Origin of the sequence: Pseudoxanthomonas beigongshangi, from assembly GCF_016820515.1 — a bacterium.
GTDB lineage: Bacteria > Pseudomonadota > Gammaproteobacteria > Xanthomonadales > Xanthomonadaceae > Pseudoxanthomonas_A > Pseudoxanthomonas_A beigongshangi.
In genome coordinates this window covers 1-18,100 of sequence record NZ_JADHDV010000009.1, presented here as the reverse complement: position 1 = coordinate 18,100, position 18,100 = coordinate 1, and the positions used below count along the sequence as shown (strand labels likewise).

Sequence of the window (18,100 nt, the reverse complement as noted above, 5' to 3'; positions counted from 1 at the left end):
CGAAGGAGCGCCCCATTTCAAGGTTGGGGATTCTAAGCCCTGCGGGTGCCAGGGCGGTGCTCATCGGTGGATCATTCGCCGCGCTCCAGGCGGGCGATCTCCTCGGCTCGGGCGGCCAGGATCAGCGCCGCGGCGCGTCCCTCGTCCATCCCTTCGATGCCAAATTCCACCACTTCGTCGGCGGCCAGGTCCGACAGGTCCTCGCTGGTACGGACGCCATGCGCGGCCAGCGCGTAGGCGGTTTCCTCGTCCATGCCTTCCAGTGCCAGCAGGTCGTCGGCGGGCTGGTTCTCCTCCAGGCCCTCCTCCTCGGCCAGGGCCTCGTTCAGCAGGGCGTCGCGGGCGCGGGCCCGCAGTTCCTCGACGATGTCCTCGTCGAAGCCTTCCACGGCCAGCAGCTCGCCGACCGGCACGTAGGCGATTTCCTCGACCGTGCTGAAGCCCTCGCTGACCAGGATGGCGGCGATTTCCTCGTCCACCTCCAGCTTGTCCATGAACAGCTGGCGGGCCACGGCCTGCTCGGCCTCGGACTTGGCGGCGACCTGGTCCTGGGTCATGACGTTGAGCTGCCAGCCGGTCAGGCGGCTGGCCAGGCGCACGTTCTGGCCGCCCTTGCCGATGGCCTGGGCCAGCCGGTCCTCGGCCACCGCCAGGTCCATCGAGTGCTTTTCCTCGTCGACGATGATCGACTGCACCTCGGCCGGCGCCATCGCGTTGATGACGAAGGTGGCCGGGTTGTCGTTCCACAGCACGATGTCCACGCGCTCGCCGTTGAGCTCGTTCGACACCGCCTGCACGCGCGAACCGCGCATGCCGATGCAGGCGCCGATGGGATCGGTGCGGCTGTCGTGCGCCAGCACCGCGATCTTGGCGCGGTCGCCCGGATCACGCGCGCAGGCCTTGATCTCGACCAGGCCCTGGCCCACTTCCGGCACTTCCAGCTTGAACAGCTCGATCATGAATTCCGGCGCGGCGCGGCTGATGAACAGCTGCGGGCCGCGGGGCTCGGAACGCACGTCGTACAGGTAACCGCGCACGCGGTCGCCGGCGCGCAGCACGTCGCGCGGGATGCCCTTGTCCTTCGGGATGAAGGCTTCGGCGTTGCCGCCCAGGTCCACGTAGATGTTGCCGCGCTCGGCGCGCTTGACCACGCCGGTGACCAGTTCGCCGACGCGGTCCTTCCACGCATCCACCACCTGCTGGCGCTCGGCTTCGCGCACGCGCTGCACGATCACCTGCTTGGCGGCCTGCGCGGCGATGCGCCCGAAGTCCGGGTTCTCGATCTGTTCCTCGATCCAGTCGCCGACCTCGACGCCCTCGGCTTCGTCCACGGCGTCCATCAGGCGGAGCTGGCGATCCGGCGATTCCATCACCACGTCGTCGGCCACCACTTCCCAGCGGCGGAAGGTTTCGTAGCTGCCGTCCTTGTGATCAATCGAAACGCGCACCGACACGTCCTGATCCAGGTAGCGCTTCTTGGCGGCGGACGCCAGCGCGGCTTCGATGGCATCGAAGATCACCTCGCGCGGCACGCCTTTCTCGTTGGCGACCGCATCCACCACCAGCAAAAGTTCCTTACTCATCAGTTCACTCCGCACGCGGCTTGCGAGCCGCCGGCTTGTTGGGTTGTTGCTTGGATTCCTGCTTCGCCGCGCCCTTCTTGCCGGCTGCGGCTCCGCCAGCGGTACCGGCCTTGCGGCCGCCACCCTTGGGTTTTTCGGGGGCCAGGCCCAGGGCCGCCCAATCGGGGACCAGCCTGGCCTTGTCAATATTATCGAACGCCACGGACAACGCCGCGCCGTCGACGGTGAAAACGATCTGCCCGTCCTCGACCCGGGTGATTTCCCCCTGCAGGCGGCGACGCCCGTCCTGGGGCAGCTTCAGCACCACCTTGGCGCTCTCGCCCTGGTGGCGCGCGAACTGCGCCAGGGTGAACAGGGGCCGGTCGACGCCCGGGGAAGACACTTCCAGGGTGTAGTTGCCGGAAATCGGGTCCTCGACGTCCAGTTGCGCCGATACCTCGCGGCTGACCGCCTCGCAGTCGTCGATGTTGACGAAGCGGCTGTCGCGCTCGGCTTCCTGCACGTCGATGTACAGCCGCACGGTGGCGCCGCCGGGCGCGGGCAGATACTCGATGCCCAGCAGCTCGAGCCCGAGCGCCTGCACGGTGGGGGCCAGGAGTTCCGAGATTTGAGTGGCCTTGTCGCTCACGGAATGACCTTTTTGCCAGGTAAAGTCTGGTTGCAGAAAACGACAAGGGGCCCGGTGGGCCCCTTGTCCGATAACGCTGGATTTCGGTGTGAAAGCGGAAGCATGCGCTTTCACGAGCCCGAGCTTCGGACGTGGAAGTCTTGATGACTTCCGCGACCGCAAAGCTTGGTAGCGGGGGCAGGATTTGAACCTGCGACCTTCGGGTTATGAGCCCGACGAGCTGCCAGACTGCTCCACCCCGCAGCAGAAGCGGAATTATGAAGGCTTCCGTGGATTCTTGCAAGCCTTCCCATCAACAAAAACTATCCGTCGCCCGAAAAACATCGGCCGACGGAGGTGAAACGGTTCAGCCGGCGAACGCCTGCTGGCACCACGCCATGATCGGGTTCCAGAAGATGCCCAGCACCAGCAGCGCCAGCGCGTTCACCCCGAACACCACCGGCACCACCCGGTCCTGACGCGCCGGCTGGCGCTCGCCCACCGGCTCGTCGAAGTACATGACCTTGATGACGCGCAGGTAGTAGAACGCGCCGATCACCGCGCAGACCACGCCCAGGATCGCCAGCCAGGTGAAACCGCCCTTCAACGCGGCGCCCAGCACCACCAGCTTGGCCCAGAAGCCGAGGAACGGCGGCACGCCGGCCAGCGAGGCCATCACGCACAGCACCAGTCCGGCCTGCCAGGGGTTGCGGGCGTTCAGGCCCTTGAAGTCGTCGATCTTGTCGGCCTCGAAACCCTGCCGCGACAGCACCACGATGGCGCCGAACGCCGCCGCGGACATGAGCGCGTAGCTGATCGCGTAGAACAGCGCCGCCGAGTAGCCGGTCGCGCCGCCGCCGGCGAAGCCGACCAGCAGGAAGCCCACGTGCGAGACGGTGGAGTACGCCAGCATGCGCTTGAGGTTGGTCTGGGCGATGGCGATCAGGTTGCCGATCACCAGCGATGCCGCGGCCAGGCCGGCCAGCAGCCACTGCCACTGTTCGTTGACCGGACCGACGCCGCTTTCCAGCAGGCGGTAGGCCATGCCGAACGCGGCCAGCTTGGGACCGGAGCTGATGAACAGCGTGATCGGGGTCGGCGCGCCCTGGTAGACGTCCGGCAGCCACATGTGGAACGGCGCCGCGCCCAGCTTGAAGGCCACGCCGGCGACCATGAACACCACGCCGGTCAGCAGCAGGGTGCGATCGGTGGCACCCGCGATGGCGGCATGGATGCCGTCCAGGTGGAGCGTGCCGGTGGCGCCGTAGACCAGCGACATGCCGTACAGCAGCAGGCCCGAGGCCAGCGAACCCAGCACGATGTACTTCATCGCCGCTTCCGCCGACAGGCCGTCCTCGCGATTCAGCGCGACCAGCGCGTACGAGCACAGCGCCAGCAGCTCCAGGCCCAGGTAGACCATCACCAGGCTGCCGGCCGACACCATCATCATCATGCCGGCGGTCGCCAGCATCACCAGCACCGGCACTTCGCCCGGATACAGCTTGCGCTCGCGCAGGTACGGCCAGGCGTAGACCAGCGACAGTCCGCTGACCAGCAGGATCGCCAGCTTGGTGACATTGGCCATCACGTCGCGGACGAACATGCCGTTGAACACGGCCCCGCTGCCACCGACGTCGCCGAGGATCATGAAGAACGAGACCGCCAGCGTGGCCAGGGCCAGCAGGTGGGTGATCACCCGCTGGCGGTCACTCAGGAACAGGTCCAGCATCAGCAACGCGAAGGCGCCTGCGATCAGCACGACTTCCGGCAGCAGCGGCAGCAGGTCGGCGGCGGTGGGGAGCATCGACGTGGTCATCATTCTTCCTTACAGCTTGCTGTTGGCGAGCTGCATCGCCAGGTTCGCAATCGACGGTTCCATCAGGTCAACCAGCGGCTTGGGATACACGCCCAGCACCAGCACGCCGATGGCGAACACGCCCAGCACCAGCGCCTCGCGGCCGTTGATGTCCTTGAGCTCGGCCACGTGCGAATTGGCCACTTCGCCGTACATCACCCGCTTGATCAGCCACAGCGTGTAGGCGGCGCCGATGATCAGGGTCAGCGCGGCGAGCAGCGCGATCAGCGGATGCTTCTGGAAGCTGGCCACGATCACCATGAACTCGCCGACGAAACCGCTGGTGCCCGGCAGGCCCGAGTTGGCCATGCCGAACAGCACGAAGAACACCGCGAACCAGGGCATCACGTTGGCGACGCCGCCGTAGTCCTTGATCATGCGGGTATGCATGCGGTCGTACAGCACGCCGACGCAGGAGAACATCGCGCCGGAGACGAAGCCGTGCGAAATCATCTGCACCATCGCGCCCTGCAGGCCCAGGCGGGCGCCGTCCAGGTTGCCGTAGTCGCGGACCAGGCCGAAGGCGATGAAGATGCCCAGGGTGACGAAGCCCATGTGCGAGACCGACGAATACGCGATCAGCTTCTTCATGTCGTCCTGCACCAGCGCCACCAGGCCGACGTAGACCACGCCGATCAGCGACAGCAGGATCACCAGCCAGGCCCACTCGAAGCCGGCATCCGGCACGATCGGCAGGGTGAAGCGCAGGAAGCCGTAGCCGCCGATCTTCAGCATGATCGCCGCCAGGATCACCGAACCGGCGGTCGGCGCCTCCACGTGCGCGTCCGGCAACCAGGTATGGACCGGGAACATCGGCACCTTGACCGCGAAGGCGATCAGGAAGGCGAAGAACAGCCAGGTCTGCTCCTTGGCGTTCAGCGGCAGCGTGTACAGGTCCGCCAGCTGGAAGCTGCCGCCCTTCAGGTACAGGTAGATCAGGCCGATCAGCATGAACACCGACCCGAGGAAGGTGTACAGGAAGAACTTGATCGAGGCGTAGATGCGGCGCGGGCCGCCCCACACGCCGATGATCAGGAACATCGGGATCAGCATGCCTTCGAAGAAGACATAGAACAGGATGGCGTCCAGCGCGCAGAACACGCCGATCATCAGGCCTTCCAGGAACAGGAACGCCGCCACGTACTGGCTGACCCGCTTCTCCACCGACGACCACGCGCCGATCAGCGCCAGCACGGTGGTCAGCGTGGTCAGCACGATCAGCGCGACCGAGATGCCGTCGACGCCCAGCGCGTACCAGATGTTGAACGCCGGCACCCACGCGCGCTTCTCGGCGAACTGCATGCCGGGATTGGCGAAGTCGAAGCCGGTCAGCAGCGGCAGGCTCGCCAGGAAAGTCAGCAGCGCCACGCCCAATGCCACCCAGCGGGCGGCACTGGCGCGACGGTTGCCCAGGGCGAGGACCAGCGCGCCGCCGAGAATCGGCAGCCAGATCAGAATGCTAAGCAAAGGCCAGTTCGACACGAGTGGTATCCGTTAGTTCAGCGCCAGGGCGGTCATTGCCAGAACCGGATGAGCACGGCCAGCAGTGCAATCAGGCCGAGGATCATCGCGAAGGCGTAGTGGTAGAGGAAACCCGACTGGGTACGGCGCAACAGGTTGGCGGCCAGGTCCACGACGCGGGCGCTGCCGTTGACGGCCACGCCATCGATCAGATGGGTGTCGATCGCACGCGAAGCCTTGCCGAGCTTGATGCCGCCGCCGGCCAGGCCGCCGATCCACAGATGGTCGGCCCAGTACTTCTTGTCCAGGATGTTGGCCAGGAACGCGCCGATCGGGCTGTTGCGCATCCGCTCCGGCACGCTCGGCGGCGCCACGATGTACAGCAGGGTCGCCAGGACGAAGCCGGCCAGGGTCAGCCAGAACGGCGCGGCCTTGATGCCATGCAGGGCGAACTCCCACGGACCGTGGAAGGTTTCCTTCAGCTGGCCCACGGTGTCCGCGGCCGGGTTGATGAAATCGATCGCGCCCAGGAAGAACGGCAACTGCTCGTGGTGGCCGCTCCAGTCGGTGCCGAACAGCATCGGACCGATGGTGAAGTAACCGACCAGGATCGACGGGATCGCCAGCAGGATCAGAGGAACCGTCACCACCCACGGGGATTCGTGCGGCTCGTGCGCGCCGTGGTGGCCGTGATCGTCGCCATGATGATCGTCGTGATGCGCATCGGCGTGGTGATCGTCATGGCCGTGATCGGCATGGGCCTCGCGGAAGCGCTCCTTGCCGTGGAAGGTCAGGTACAGCAGGCGGAAGCTGTAGAAGCTGGTGACGAATACGCCCAGCAGCACCGCCCAGTAGCCGTAGTTGGCGACCCATTCGCTGGGGCCGCTGATGCCCTGCGCCATCGTGCCCAGTTCGGCCACCTTGTGCGCGAACTCGCCGGCCTGCTCCTGGTGGTGCTTGGCCGCCTCGATGATGGTGTCCTTGGAATAGAAGCCGGACAGGAACGGCGTGCCCACCAGCGCCAGGGTACCGATCAGGCTGGTGATCCAGGTGATCGGCATGTACTTGCGCAGGCCGCCCATCTTGCGCATGTCCTGCTCGTGGTGCATGCCGATGATGACCGAGCCGGCCGCCAGGAACAGCAGCGCCTTGAAGAAGGCGTGGGTCATCAGGTGGAACACCGCCGCCGAATAGGCCGACACGCCCAGCGCCACGGTCATGTAGCCGAGCTGCGACAGGGTGGAGTAAGCGACCACGCGCTTGATGTCGTTCTGCACGATGCCGATCAGGCCGGTGAAGAACGCGGTGGTGGCGCCGATGAACAGCACGAAGTCCAGCGCGGTCTGCGACAGTTCGAACAGCGGCGACATGCGGGCGACCATGAAGATGCCGGCGGTCACCATCGTCGCCGCGTGGATCAGCGCCGAGATCGGGGTCGGGCCTTCCATCGAATCCGGCAGCCAGACATGCAGCGGCACCTGCGCCGACTTGCCCATCGCGCCAATGAACAGGCAGATGCAGATCAGGGTGGCCATCGACCAGATCACCGGCTGGTCCAGCACCTGCCATGTCTGGCCGAACATCGTGATGGCGCCGGACCATACCGGAATCGCCTTGCCCGCCAGCATCGGCGCGTTGGCGAACACGGTGGCGTAGTCCAGGGTGCCGAACATGAACAGAACCGCGGCGATGCCCAGCAGGAAGCCGAAGTCGCCCACGCGGTTGACCAGGAACGCCTTGAGGTTGGCGAAGATCGCAGACGGGCGCTTGAACCAGAAGCCGATCAGCAGGTACGACACCAGGCCCACCGCTTCCCAGCCGAAGAACAGCTGCAGGAAGTTGTTGCTCATCACCAGCATCAGCATGCTGAAGGTGAACAGCGAGATGTAGCTGAAGAAGCGCTGGTAGCCCGGATCCTCGGCCATGTAGCCGATGGTGTAGATGTGCACCAGCAGCGAGACGAAGGTGACCACGACCATCATCATCGCGGTCAGCTTGTCGATCATGAAACCGACATGCGCGCTGTAGTTGCCCACCTCGAAGAAGGTGTAGACGTTCTGGTTGAACGGCGAAGCGCCCTGCCCGACCAGCTGGTACAGCACCCAGCCCGACAGCGCGCAGCTGACGGCCACGCCCAGGATGGTGACGACGTGCGAGCCGGCACGGCCGACCTGGCGGCCGAATAGCCCGGCGATGATGCTGCCCAGCAGCGGCGCCAGCACGATGGCCAGCAGCACGTTCTTGGAAATAGCGACTTCCAGACCTGTCATGGGTGCATCAGCCTTTGAGCGTGTCGACTTCGGCGACGTTGATCGTGCGCCGGGTGCGGAACAGGGTGACCAGGATCGCCAGGCCGATGGCGGCCTCGGCGGCGGCCACGGTCAGGATGAAGAACACGAAGATCTGGCCGGCGGCGTCGCCCAGTTCGCGGGAGAAGGCGACGAAGTTGATGTTCACCGACAGCAGCATCAGCTCGATGGACATCAGCAGCACGATGACGTTCTTGCGGTTGAGGAAGATGCCGGCCAGGCTGATGCAGAACAGCACCGCGCCCAGCGCCAACAGATGACCCAGGGTAATCATGCCTTGCCCTCCCCTTCGGCGGCTTCATCGGCGGATGCGCGGACCGGCTTCTCGGCCGCCATCTTGACCATGCGGATGCGATCGCCGGCCTTGACCCGCGACTGCTCGGACGGATCCTGGTGCTTGGCGCCCGCGCGACGGCGCAGGGTCAGCATCACCGCGGCGACCACGGCCACGGTCAGGATCACCGCGGCGAATTCGAACGGCAGCAGGAATTCGGTGAACAGGCTGCGCGCCAGCCAGGCGGTGTTGGACACGTCGGCCGCGGCGGCGGCGGCGTTGTCCGGGAACGCGGCGGCGGTGCGCGCCTTGACCCCGATCAGGGTCAGCATCTGCACCAGCATGGCGACCGCGACCACCACGCCGACCGGAAGGAACTTCACCCAGCCCTCGCGCATCTTGGCGACGTCGATGTCCAGCATCATCACCACGAACAGGAACAGCACCATCACCGCGCCCACGTAGACGAGGATCAGCGCCACGCCGAGGAACTCGGCCCCGACCAGCAGCCAGATGCAGGCCACCGAGAAGAAGGTCAGGATGAGGCACAGCACGGCGTGCACCGGGTTGCGCACGCTGATCACCGCGCCGGCGGCGACCGCCGCCATGGCGGCGAAGATCCAGAAAGCGATATTTACCCAATCCATCTCTTGGACCTCAGCGGAATGCGGCGTCGGCGGCGCGACGCTCGGCGATTTCGGCTTCCAGCCGATCGCCCAGCGCCAGCAACTGCGGCTTGGTGACGATGTTCTGGCCGCGCTTGTCGAAGTGGTACTCCAGCACGTGCGTCTCCACGATCGAGTCCACCGGGCAGCTTTCCTCGCAGAAGCCGCAGAAGATGCACTTGAACAGGTCGATGTCGTAGCGGGTGGTGCGGCGGGTGCCGTCCTCGCGCGGGGCCGAGTCGATGGTGATGGCCAGCGCCGGGCAGACCGCCTCGCACAGCTTGCAGGCGATGCAGCGCTCTTCCCCGTTGGGATAGCGGCGCAGCGCGTGCAGGCCGCGGAAGCGCGGCGACTGCGGGAACTTCTCCATCGGATACATCACGGTGTACTTGGGCTTGAACGCGTATTTCAGCGTCAGCCACAGTCCGCCCAGCAACTCGAGCAGCATCAGGCTCTTGAAGTAATGGATGACCTTGTTCATTGCGTCAGACACCCTTCTCGAACGCGCCAAAGAACACCATCACCGCCGTCACCGCGATCCACGCGATGGTCAGCGGAATGAACACCTTCCAGCCCAGCCGCATGATCTGGTCGTAGCGGTAGCGCGGGAAGCTCGCGCGGAACCAGATGTAGGCGCTGGCGAAGAACAGCACCTTCAGCAGCAGCCACGGCCAGCCGCCGGTCCAGATCCAGTTGACCCAGGGCGACACGTCCGCGGTGATCCAGCCCTGCAGCGGGCTGAGCCAGCCGCCCAGGAAGAACAGCGCCACCAGGAAACTGACCAGGATCATGTTGGCGTATTCGGCCAGGAAGAACAGCGCGAACGCCGCGCCCGAATACTCGACCATGTGGCCGGCGACGATTTCCGATTCGCCTTCCACCACGTCGAACGGCGAGCGGTTGGTTTCGGCGACGCCGGACACCCAGTACACGATGAACAGCGGGAACAGCGGCAACCAGAACCATTCGAAGAAGCCATTGTTGCCGGCCTGCGCCATCACGATGTCGCTCAGGTTCAGGCTGCCGGCGGCGATCAGCACGCCGACCAGGGCGAAGCCCATCGCGATTTCGTAGCTGACCACCTGCGCGGCCGAGCGCATCGCGCCCAGGAACGCGTACTTCGAGTTGGACGCCCAGCCGGCGATGATGATGCCGTACACGCCCAGCGAGGTCATCGCCAGCAGGTACAGCAGGCCCGCGTTGGCGTTGGACAGCACCAGCTTGGCGTCGAACGGCACCACCGCCCAGGCGGCGAACGCCGGCGCCAGCGTGATCAGCGGGGCGATGATGTACATAGCCTTCTGCGCGCTGCTGGGCTGGATGATTTCCTTGAACAGCAGTTTGAACACGTCGGCGAAGGCCTGGAAGATGCCCATGCCCACGTACATCGGTCCGTGGCGGACGTGCATCCAGCCGATCAGCTTGCGTTCCCAGACCACGTAGAAGGCCACCGCGATGATCACCGGCACGGCGATCACCAGGATCTTCAGCACGATCCACAACGCGACACCGATGTCGCCCAGCGCGAAGAACCACTCGCGGAGCGGTCCGACGGCATTGATCAACAGCTCGTTCATGCGCTCACCACCGTGACACGTCCGGCGCCCAGCGGCGCGGTCGCGCCGTAGCCGCTCTCAATCCACGCGCTGCCCTTGGCCACGCGGGCATCCACCACCACCGGCAGGGTCGCGGTGCCGTTGGCCGAACCGATCTTGGCCATCGCGCCTTCGGCCACGCCGCTCGACTGCGCGTCGGCGGGATTCAGCACGATGCGCGCGCCCGTGTTGAGCGGATGCGCCTGCAATGCCTCGGCCCGCCGGACCGTGCCGTCGGTGCGGTAAATCCCCGCGGTGACCGCCAGTTCCAGGCCCTCGCCCGCCGCGGCGGACGCCGCCGAACGCGCGATGGTCACCGGCGCGTTGCCGGCGATGGCGGCGCGCACGCCGGCCAGATCGGTGAATTCGAACGACGGCAACTGCAGCTCGCCGCCCAGCGCGCGCAGCACGCGCCAACCCTCGCGGGCCTCGCCCGGCAGCTTGCCGGCGGCCTGGGTACGCTGGTCGGTGCCGTCCAGGTTGGTCAGGGTGGCTTCGATTTCCGGCAGCGCGCCAATCGGCAGGATCACGTCGGCGACGTCGCGGGTGGACTTGCAGGCGAAGTGGCTGAACGCCACCACCTTGGCCGACGACAGCGCGCGCGCGGCGGCCGGCGTATCGGCGAAGTCCAGGCCCGGCTCGATACCATAGATGACGTAGGCCTTGCGCGGCTCGGCGAACATGCCGGCCACGTCGCGGCGCGACGGCAGCACGCCGTGGCGGGCCAGACCCACCGCGTTGGCGCCCTGCGGGATGCGGCACAACGAGGCGCCGGTGGCGGCGGCGAATTCGCCGGCGGCCTGGCGCAGCGCCGAAGCCTGCGGATGGTTCTCGGCGATGCCGCCGACAATCAGCACGGCATGGTTGCCGGCCTTGGCGGCCTCGCGCAGGGCGGCTTCGTTGAGCGCGCCGGCCAGCTGCGACGGCGGCACGATGTGCTTGCCGGCGATGCCGAACGCGAAGTCGAAGTCGACCGGGTTGACCACGTGCACCCTGGCGCCCTTGCGCTGGGCCTTGCGGATGCGCTGGTGCAGCAGCGGCAACTCGTGGCGGATGTTGGTGCCGAACAGCACGATGACGTCGGCCTTTTCGATATCCGCCATCGGCAGCGCGAACGGTTCGGCCACGGCGCCATCGGAGAAGTCGCGGTTGTTGATGCGGTGATCGACGTTGCCGCTGCCGAGGCCGGCGGCCAGCTTCGCGAGCAATCCACCCTCCTCGTTCGAGGTCGCCGGATGCACCAGCACGCCCAGTTCGTCGCCGGCGTTGCCGCGCAGGATCTCGGCGGCGGCGGCCAGGCCCTCGGACCAGGACACTTCGCGCCACTCACCATTGACCTTCTGCAACGGCTTGACCGCGCGGTCGTCGCTGTACAGGCCCTGGTGCGAATAGCGATCACGATCCGACAGCCAGCATTCGTTGACCGCCTCGTTCTCGCGCGGCACGGTGCGCAGCACCTGGCCTCGGCGAGAATGCACGAACAGGCTGGAACCCATCGCGTCGTGGTAACCGACGGATTCGCGCGCAATCAATTCCCACGGACGGGCGCGGAACTGGAACACCTTGTTGGTCAGCGCGCCCACCGGGCAGACGTCGATGACGTTGCCGGAGATTTCGGTGGTCAGCGGCTTGCCGTCATAAGTGCCGATCTGCAGGTTCTCGCCGCGGTACATGCCGCCCAGTTCGTAGGTACCGGCGACATCCGCGGTGAAGCGCACGCAACGCGTGCACTGGATGCAGCGGGTCATCTCGGTGGCGACCAGCGGGCCGATGTCCTCGTCGGGCACCACGCGCTTGCGCTCCTGGAAGCGGCTCACGGAGCGGCCGTAGCCCAGCGACAGATCCTGCAGTTCGCACTCGCCACCCTGATCGCAGATCGGGCAGTCGAGCGGATGGTTGATCAGCAGGAACTCCATCACGTTGCGCTGCGACTTCAGCGCCTTCTCGCTGCGGGTCTGGATCTTCATGCCGTCCATGACCGGCGTGGCGCAGGCCGGCGCCGGCTTGGGCATCTTCTCGACGTCGACCAGGCACATGCGGCAGTTGGCCGCGATCGGCAACTTCTCGTGGTAGCAGAAGCGCGGAATCGGAATCCCGGCCTTGTCCGCGGCCTGGATGATCATCGAACCCTTCGGCGCGGCCATCTCGACACCGTCGATGAAGACGGTGACGTGGTCGGGCGGGAGGTTCGGGTTGACGGGCTGCGCACTCATGCGGCCACCTTGCCTTCAATGACCGTGCCGGCGCGCTGGTCGTCGACCAGGAAACGCTTGTTGACGATCGCGTACTCGAATTCGTGCCAGAAGTGGCGCAGGAAACCCTGCACCGGCCACGCCGCGGCTTCGCCGAAGGCGCAGATGGTATGGCCCTCGATCTGGCCGGCGGCGGCCTTCAGCATGTGCAGGTCGTCCAGGGTCGCCTTCTGTTCGGCGATGCGGGTCAGCATGCGGTACATCCAGCCGGTGCCTTCGCGGCACGGCGTGCACTGGCCGCAGCTTTCCTTGAAGTAGAAACGCGCGATGCGCTGGCAGGCGCGCACCATGCAGGCGGTCTCGTCCATCACCACGACCGCGCCCGAACCCAGGCCGGAACCCGCCTTCTGGATGCTGTCGTAGTCCATGGTCAGGCCCATCATGGTCTCGCCCGGCAGTACCGGCATCGAGGAACCACCCGGAATCACCGCCTTGATCTTGTGGCCGTTGCGGATGCCGCCGGCCATTTCCAGCAGTTCGGCGAACGGCGTGCCCAGGCGGATCTCGTAGTTGCCAGGACGCGCGACATGGCCGGAGACCGAGAAGATCTTCGGACCGCCGTTGTTGGGCTTGCCCAGGTTGAGGAACCACTCCGCGCCGTTGCGGATGATTGCCGGCACCGAGGCGTAGGTCTCGGTGTTGTTGATGGTGGTCGGCTTGCCGTACAGGCCGAAGTTGGCCGGGAACGGCGGCTTGAAGCGCGGCTGGCCCTTCTTGCCTTCCAGCGACTCCATCAGCGCGGTCTCTTCGCCGCAGATGTAGGCACCCGCGCCCAGCGCGTTGAAGATGTCGATGTCGATGCCGGAGCCCAGGATGTTCTTGCCCAGCCAGCCGTGCTTGTAGGCTTCGGCGGTGGCCTCTTCCAGGTGCTCGAACGGCTCGTGGTGGAACTCGCCGCGCAGGTAGTTGTAGCCCACGGTGGAACCGGTGGCGTAGCAGGCGATCGCCATGCCCTCGATGACCGCGTGCGGATTGAAGCGCAGGATGTCGCGATCCTTGGCGGTGCCCGGCTCCGATTCGTCGGAGTTGCAGAGGATGTACTTCTGCATGTCGCCCTTGGGCATGAAGCTCCACTTCAGGCCGGTCGGGAAGCCCGCGCCGCCGCGGCCGCGCAGGCCGGACTGCTTGACCATCTCGACCACGTCGGCCGGCGGGATCTTCTCTTCGAGGATCTTGCGCAGCGCGCTGTAGCCGCCGGTCTTCAGGTAGTTCTCGTACGACCACGGCTTGTCGAAATGCAGCGTGGTGTAGACGACCTGGTGCTCCTTCGGCGCCGGGCCCACCGGGCCGTAACCTTCGGATGTGTGCGGATGATGTGCCATGCGCTTACTCCAGCCCGTCCAGCAATTCGTCGACCTTGGCCGGCGTCAGCTTCTCGTGGTAATGGCCGTTGATCACGACCACCGGCGCGCCGCAGCAGGCGGCGACGCATTCTTCTTCCCGCTTCAGGAACACCCGGCCATCGGCGGTGGATTCGCCCAGCTTGCAGCCGAGCTTCTTCTCGGCGTGCTTGACCAGATCCTCGGCGCCGTTGAGCCAGCAGCTGATGTTGGTGCAGAAGGCGACGTTGTTGCGGCCCACCTTCTCGGTCTCGAACATCGAGTAGAAGCTGGCGACCTCGTAGGCCCACACCGGCGGGATGTCCAGGTACTTGGCGACCGCTGCGATCAGCTCGTCGCTCAGCCAGCCGCCGTTCTGCTCCTGCGCGGCGTGCAGACCCTGCAGCACCGCCGAGCGCTTGCGGTCGGGCGGGAACTTGGTCAGCCAATGATCGATATGCGCGCGCGTCTTGTCGCTCAGCGCCACCAGGGGATCGACGTTCTGCGTCGCCTCGAAATTGCCTGTGGCCCTCATCGGTCCACCTCACCGAAAACCAGATCGTAAGTACCAATCATGGCGACCACGTCCGGCAGCATGTGGCCGCGGACGATGGCATCCATGGAAGAAAGATGGGCGAAGCCCGGCGCGCGCAGCTTCACCCGGAACGGCTTGTTGGCGCCGTCGGACACCAGGTAGCAGCCGAATTCGCCCTTGGGCGCTTCCACCGCCGAGTAGGTCTCGCCGGCCGGCACGCAGTAGCCTTCGCTGAACAGCTTGAAGTGATGGATCAGCGCTTCCATGTCGTCCTTCATCTCCTCGCGCGAGGGAGGGGCGACCTTGAAGTTCTTGACCATCACCGGGCCGGGATTGGCCTTCAGCCAATTCACGCACTGGGCGATGATGCGGTTGGATTCGCGCATCTCGGCCACGCGGACCAGGTAACGGTCGTAGCAGTCGCCTTCCACGCCCAGCGGGATGTCGAAATCCACCGCGTCGTACTTGGCGTACGGCTGCTTCTTGCGCAGATCCCAGGCGATGCCCGAACCGCGCAGCATCACGCCGGTCATGCCCCAGGCGCGGGCCTGTTCCGGGCTGATCACGCCGATCCCGACGGTGCGCTGCTTCCAGATGCGGTTGTCGGTGAGCAGGGTTTCGTACTCGTCGACGCGCTTGGGGAACTCGCGGGTGAAGTCTTCCAGGAAGTCCAGCATCGACCCGTCGCGCGCGTTGTTCAGGCGCTTCAGCGCCTGGCCCTTGCGCCAGGGCGATTCCTTATACTTCGGCATCCGGTCTGGCAGGTCGCGGTAGACACCGCCCGGGCGGTAGTAGGTCGCGTGCATGCGCGCGCCGCTGACCGCCTCGTAGCAGTCCATCAGCTCCTCGCGCTCGCGGAAGGCGTACAGCATCACCGCCATCGCACCCAGGTCGAGCGCGTTGGATCCGATCCACATCAGATGGTTCAGGATGCGGGTGATCTCGTCGAACATCGTGCGGATGTACTGCGCGCGTTCCGGCGCCTCGATCCCCATCAGGATTTCGATGGCGCGCACGTAGGCGTGCTCGTTGCACATCATCGACACGTAGTCCAGGCGATCCATGTAACCGATCGACTGGTTGAACGGCTTGGACTCGGCCAGCTTCTCGGTGCCACGATGCAGCAGGCCGACGTGCGGGTCGGCGCGCATGATGGTTTCGCCGTCCATTTCCAGGATCAGGCGGAGAACACCGTGCGCCGCGGGATGCTGCGGGCCGAAGTTCATCGTGTAGTTGCGGATCTCCTGCTTGGACTCTTCAGGATTGCTCGCAAACGCGGTGGGGGACTGTTGCGTACTCATCACTTGCTGCCCTCGCCCGCGGCGGCTTCGCCGATCGCGGTCTGGTAGCGCGCGTCGTCGCGGATCACGCGCGGCACGCCGACGCGCGGCTCGACCGAGGTGACCGGCTCGTAGACCACGCGCTTTTTCTCTTCGTCGTAGCGCACTTCGACGTTGCCGATCAGCGGGAAGTCCTTGCGGAACGGATGGCCGACGAAACCGTAGTCGGTCAGGATGCGGCGCAGATCCGGATGGCCTTCGAACACGATGCCGTACAGGTCGAACGCCTCGCGCTCGAACCAGTTGGCGCCCGGCCACAGGTCGGTGACCGAGGCCACCACCGGCAGATCATCGTTCGGCGCGAAGCAGCGCACGCGCAGGCGCTGGTTGTGCTGGTACGACAGCAGGTGCAGGACCACCGCGAAGCGGCGCTCGGGACCGGCGCCGCGCGGTCGCTGTTCCCAGTCGAAGCGGCCCGGGCCAAAGCCCTCGACGCCACGGCTGAACCCTTCGGACGACACGTCCGAGGTATCCCACTCTGCGCTGCCGTAGCCCAGATAGTCGACGCCGCAGACGTCGACCGCCTGCTCGAATCCGAACTCGTCGCGCAGGGCGCGGCAGACCTCATGCCAGGACGCGGACGGCACCTCGAGGGTGACCTCTTCGCGGGTTCCGGCAACCGTGATCACCGCATCGGCGAAGCGCGCGCGCAACCGGTCGGTGAAATTTGCAGCTTGCTCGGCCATGGGGCGTAGCGTGCTCTCGAAAAGGAAAACGGGTGGAACGGGAAGCAGGCCGGCGCGCTCAGCGCGCGATGGTCTGCGTGCGCCAGATCTTCTTCTGCAACTGCAGGATGCCGTAGACCAGCGCTTCGGCGGTCGGCGGGCAGCCCGGCACGTACACGTCGACGGGCACGATGCGGTCGCAGCCGCGCACCACCGAATACGAGTAGTGGTAGTAGCCACCGCCATTGGCGCAGCTGCCCATCGAGATCACCCACTTGGGGTCGGGCATCTGGTCGTAGACCTTGCGCAGCGCCGGGGCCATCTTGTTGACCAGGGTGCCGGCGACGATCATCACGTCCGACTGGCGCGGCGACGGGCGGAACACCACGCCGTAGCGGTCCAGGTCCAGGCGCGAGGCGCCGGCGTGCATCATCTCGACCGCGCAGCAGGCCAGGCCGAAGGTCATCGGCCACATCGAGCCGGTGCGCGCCCAGTTCATCAGCGCGTCGACGCTGGTGGTCACGTAGCCCTTTTCCAGCAGCGGGTTGTCACCTTCCGGCCGCAGGATGTCGTCCACCCGCCCTTCCGGGATCGGGTTGGTCATCAGGCGATCGAGGGTCTGGATCACTCCCATTCGAGCGCTCCCTTCTTCCAAACGTAAATGAAGCCGAGGAACAGCATGCCGACGAACAGGCCCATGGTGACCAGTGCGCGGGCGCCGAGCTCCTGGAAGACCAGGGTCCACGGGACGATAAAAATGATTTCCAGGTCGAAGACGATGAACTGGATGGCAATCAGGTAATAGCGCACGTCGAACTTCATGCGCGCGTCTTCGAAGGCCTCGAAGCCGCATTCGTACGGCGACAGCTTCTGGGCGTCGGGGCGCCGGGGGCCGAGGAAGCGTCCCGCCAGGATCAGCGCGATGCCGATGCCGGTGGCGACGATCAGGAACAACAGGGTCGGCAGATAGTTGGCCAGCACTCGCGTTTCTCTTCTTGTCCTACCTGCCCCGCTCCCGGCCTGCACGCCGGAGCGTGTCGCCTTGGTGGGGCACTGCATTCCGCTGTGGGACCGCGTGGTACGCGCGGTTTGCGCGGGTGCGCAAGGAGCAGCGGTCGAGGTGACTCGGGCCCGGCCGCGGCATCCACCGTGTCCCGCCGCAGGCGGCGGTGACCGATCCGATCCTGGCCCTTCCGCAGTTCGTACCTGGCCTGGAATGGATCGGCGGAATTGTACCGGTTAGTGAACTGACTAGTAAACGTTTACGAAGCTGTACGCGGCGCTTTTCATGGACAAAAGAAAAGCCCGCTTGCGCGGGCTTCGCTTTCCATTGCCGCGGCCGGCCGGCGTGTCGCCGGTTCGCCGCTTCGATTGGTGCCCAAGAGGGGACTCGAACCCCTACAGCTTTCGCCGCTACCACCTCAAGGTAGTGCGTCTACCAATTCCGCCACCTGGGCATTGAAACTCTGCAACCGGTCACCGATTGCGGGCCGGTATTGTAGCCCGGTTCAACCGCCCTGTGACGGTGCTTCCACCGGCGGCAGGGCCTGCTGCGGCTGGCTGCCGGTTTCCGGTGCCTGCGCCGGCGCGGCCGGCACGGTGGTCGGGGCCGGCTGCGGCTGGGTCGCGGGCGCCGCGGG

The 18,100-nt window shown here is 65.9% G+C and carries 16 protein-coding genes and 2 tRNA genes; all 18 read right to left on the bottom strand.

What is annotated here, in order from left to right; genetic code table 11:
- Positions 1-71: 71 nt before the first annotated feature.
- The 18 genes from nusA to IQ458_RS08300 all read right to left on the bottom strand — a co-directional run bounded on the left by nusA (position 72) and on the right by IQ458_RS08300 (position 17,917).
- Entirely contained in the window at positions 72-1,583 is a 1,512-nt protein-coding gene (gene nusA, locus IQ458_RS08385) for a transcription termination factor NusA (protein WP_183642328.1), read from the bottom strand.
- A 4-nt stretch (positions 1,584-1,587) separates the two neighbouring features.
- On the bottom strand, positions 1,588-2,211 hold the full coding sequence (gene rimP / locus IQ458_RS08380) for a ribosome maturation factor RimP (protein WP_192197623.1): 624 nt from the start codon (positions 2,209-2,211) through the stop codon (positions 1,588-1,590).
- A 166-nt stretch (positions 2,212-2,377) separates the two neighbouring features.
- Positions 2,378-2,454 (bottom strand) — tRNA-Met (locus tag IQ458_RS08375).
- Between the two features lie 103 nt (positions 2,455-2,557).
- The gene (gene nuoN / locus IQ458_RS08370; protein WP_183642334.1) at positions 2,558-4,009 is read right to left on the bottom strand and encodes an NADH-quinone oxidoreductase subunit NuoN; all 1,452 of its coding nucleotides are present in this window, start codon (positions 4,007-4,009) and stop codon (positions 2,558-2,560) included.
- Between the two features lie 6 nt (positions 4,010-4,015).
- Complete coding sequence (locus IQ458_RS08365; protein WP_183642337.1) at positions 4,016-5,527, bottom strand: NADH-quinone oxidoreductase subunit M; 1,512 nt, start codon at positions 5,525-5,527, stop codon at positions 4,016-4,018.
- 32 nt (positions 5,528-5,559) lie between these two features.
- On the bottom strand, positions 5,560-7,776 hold the full coding sequence (gene nuoL, locus IQ458_RS08360) for an NADH-quinone oxidoreductase subunit L (RefSeq protein ID WP_425504659.1): 2,217 nt from the start codon (positions 7,774-7,776) through the stop codon (positions 5,560-5,562).
- Between the two features lie 7 nt (positions 7,777-7,783).
- On the bottom strand, positions 7,784-8,089 hold the full coding sequence (gene nuoK, locus IQ458_RS08355; RefSeq protein WP_141453291.1) for an NADH-quinone oxidoreductase subunit NuoK: 306 nt from the start codon (positions 8,087-8,089) through the stop codon (positions 7,784-7,786).
- Entirely contained in the window at positions 8,086-8,736 is a 651-nt protein-coding gene (locus IQ458_RS08350) for an NADH-quinone oxidoreductase subunit J (RefSeq protein WP_183642340.1), read from the bottom strand. The genes nuoK and IQ458_RS08350 overlap by 4 nt, the downstream gene beginning before the upstream one ends.
- Positions 8,737-8,746: 10 nt before the next feature.
- The gene (nuoI, locus tag IQ458_RS08345) at positions 8,747-9,235 is read right to left on the bottom strand and encodes an NADH-quinone oxidoreductase subunit NuoI (RefSeq protein WP_183642343.1); all 489 of its coding nucleotides are present in this window, start codon (positions 9,233-9,235) and stop codon (positions 8,747-8,749) included.
- Between the two features lie 4 nt (positions 9,236-9,239).
- Positions 9,240-10,331, bottom strand: coding sequence for an NADH-quinone oxidoreductase subunit NuoH (gene nuoH / locus IQ458_RS08340; RefSeq protein ID WP_203322510.1), 1,092 nt, complete (start codon positions 10,329-10,331; stop codon positions 9,240-9,242).
- Positions 10,328-12,562, bottom strand: coding sequence for an NADH-quinone oxidoreductase subunit NuoG (gene nuoG, locus IQ458_RS08335; protein ID WP_203322509.1), 2,235 nt, complete (start codon positions 12,560-12,562; stop codon positions 10,328-10,330). Before nuoG ends, nuoH begins: the two co-directional genes overlap by 4 nt.
- Positions 12,559-13,923: an NADH-quinone oxidoreductase subunit NuoF gene (gene nuoF / locus IQ458_RS08330; RefSeq protein WP_141453296.1), complete on the bottom strand. Its 1,365-nt coding sequence runs from the start codon at positions 13,921-13,923 to the stop codon at positions 12,559-12,561. Before nuoF ends, nuoG begins: the two co-directional genes overlap by 4 nt.
- Positions 13,924-13,927: 4 nt before the next feature.
- Positions 13,928-14,455, bottom strand: a complete 528-nt coding sequence (nuoE, locus tag IQ458_RS08325) for an NADH-quinone oxidoreductase subunit NuoE (protein ID WP_183642352.1) — start codon at positions 14,453-14,455, stop codon at positions 13,928-13,930.
- On the bottom strand, positions 14,452-15,756 hold the full coding sequence (locus tag IQ458_RS08320; RefSeq protein ID WP_235996694.1) for an NADH-quinone oxidoreductase subunit D: 1,305 nt from the start codon (positions 15,754-15,756) through the stop codon (positions 14,452-14,454). Before IQ458_RS08320 ends, nuoE begins: the two co-directional genes overlap by 4 nt.
- On the bottom strand, positions 15,756-16,481 hold the full coding sequence (locus IQ458_RS08315; RefSeq protein ID WP_141453299.1) for an NADH-quinone oxidoreductase subunit C: 726 nt from the start codon (positions 16,479-16,481) through the stop codon (positions 15,756-15,758). Before IQ458_RS08315 ends, IQ458_RS08320 begins: the two co-directional genes overlap by 1 nt.
- 58 nt (positions 16,482-16,539) lie before the next feature.
- Positions 16,540-17,094, bottom strand: a complete 555-nt coding sequence (locus tag IQ458_RS08310; protein ID WP_141453300.1) for a NuoB/complex I 20 kDa subunit family protein — start codon at positions 17,092-17,094, stop codon at positions 16,540-16,542.
- Complete coding sequence (locus IQ458_RS08305) at positions 17,085-17,441, bottom strand: NADH-quinone oxidoreductase subunit A (RefSeq protein WP_183642358.1); 357 nt, start codon at positions 17,439-17,441, stop codon at positions 17,085-17,087. The genes IQ458_RS08310 and IQ458_RS08305 overlap by 10 nt, the downstream gene beginning before the upstream one ends.
- 391 nt (positions 17,442-17,832) lie before the next feature.
- Positions 17,833-17,917, bottom strand: a tRNA-Leu gene (locus IQ458_RS08300).
- Positions 17,918-18,100: the final 183 nt, after the last annotated feature.

What these genes read in the sequence shown, in the direction of transcription:
- nusA (WP_183642328.1), bottom strand. Translation starts at nt 1,583, where the DNA reads ATGAGTAAGGAACTTTTGCTGGTGGTGGATGCGGTCGCCAACGAGAAA.
- nuoN (WP_183642334.1), bottom strand. Translation starts at nt 4,009, where the DNA reads ATGATGACCACGTCGATGCTCCCCACCGCCGCCGACCTGCTGCCGCTG.
- nuoL (WP_425504659.1), bottom strand. Translation starts at nt 7,776, where the DNA reads ATGACAGGTCTGGAAGTCGCTATTTCCAAGAACGTGCTGCTGGCCATC.
- nuoK (WP_141453291.1), bottom strand. Translation starts at nt 8,089, where the DNA reads ATGATTACCCTGGGTCATCTGTTGGCGCTGGGCGCGGTGCTGTTCTGC.
- IQ458_RS08350 (WP_183642340.1), bottom strand. Translation starts at nt 8,736, where the DNA reads ATGGATTGGGTAAATATCGCTTTCTGGATCTTCGCCGCCATGGCGGCG.
- nuoI (WP_183642343.1), bottom strand. Translation starts at nt 9,235, where the DNA reads ATGAACAAGGTCATCCATTACTTCAAGAGCCTGATGCTGCTCGAGTTG.
- nuoH (WP_203322510.1), bottom strand. Translation starts at nt 10,331, where the DNA reads ATGAACGAGCTGTTGATCAATGCCGTCGGACCGCTCCGCGAGTGGTTC.
- nuoG (WP_203322509.1), bottom strand. Translation starts at nt 12,562, where the DNA reads ATGAGTGCGCAGCCCGTCAACCCGAACCTCCCGCCCGACCACGTCACC.
- nuoF (WP_141453296.1), bottom strand. Translation starts at nt 13,923, where the DNA reads ATGGCACATCATCCGCACACATCCGAAGGTTACGGCCCGGTGGGCCCG.
- nuoE (WP_183642352.1), bottom strand. Translation starts at nt 14,455, where the DNA reads ATGAGGGCCACAGGCAATTTCGAGGCGACGCAGAACGTCGATCCCCTG.
- IQ458_RS08320 (WP_235996694.1), bottom strand. Translation starts at nt 15,756, where the DNA reads ATGAGTACGCAACAGTCCCCCACCGCGTTTGCGAGCAATCCTGAAGAG.
- IQ458_RS08315 (WP_141453299.1), bottom strand. Translation starts at nt 16,481, where the DNA reads ATGGCCGAGCAAGCTGCAAATTTCACCGACCGGTTGCGCGCGCGCTTC.
- IQ458_RS08310 (WP_141453300.1), bottom strand. Translation starts at nt 17,094, where the DNA reads ATGGGAGTGATCCAGACCCTCGATCGCCTGATGACCAACCCGATCCCG.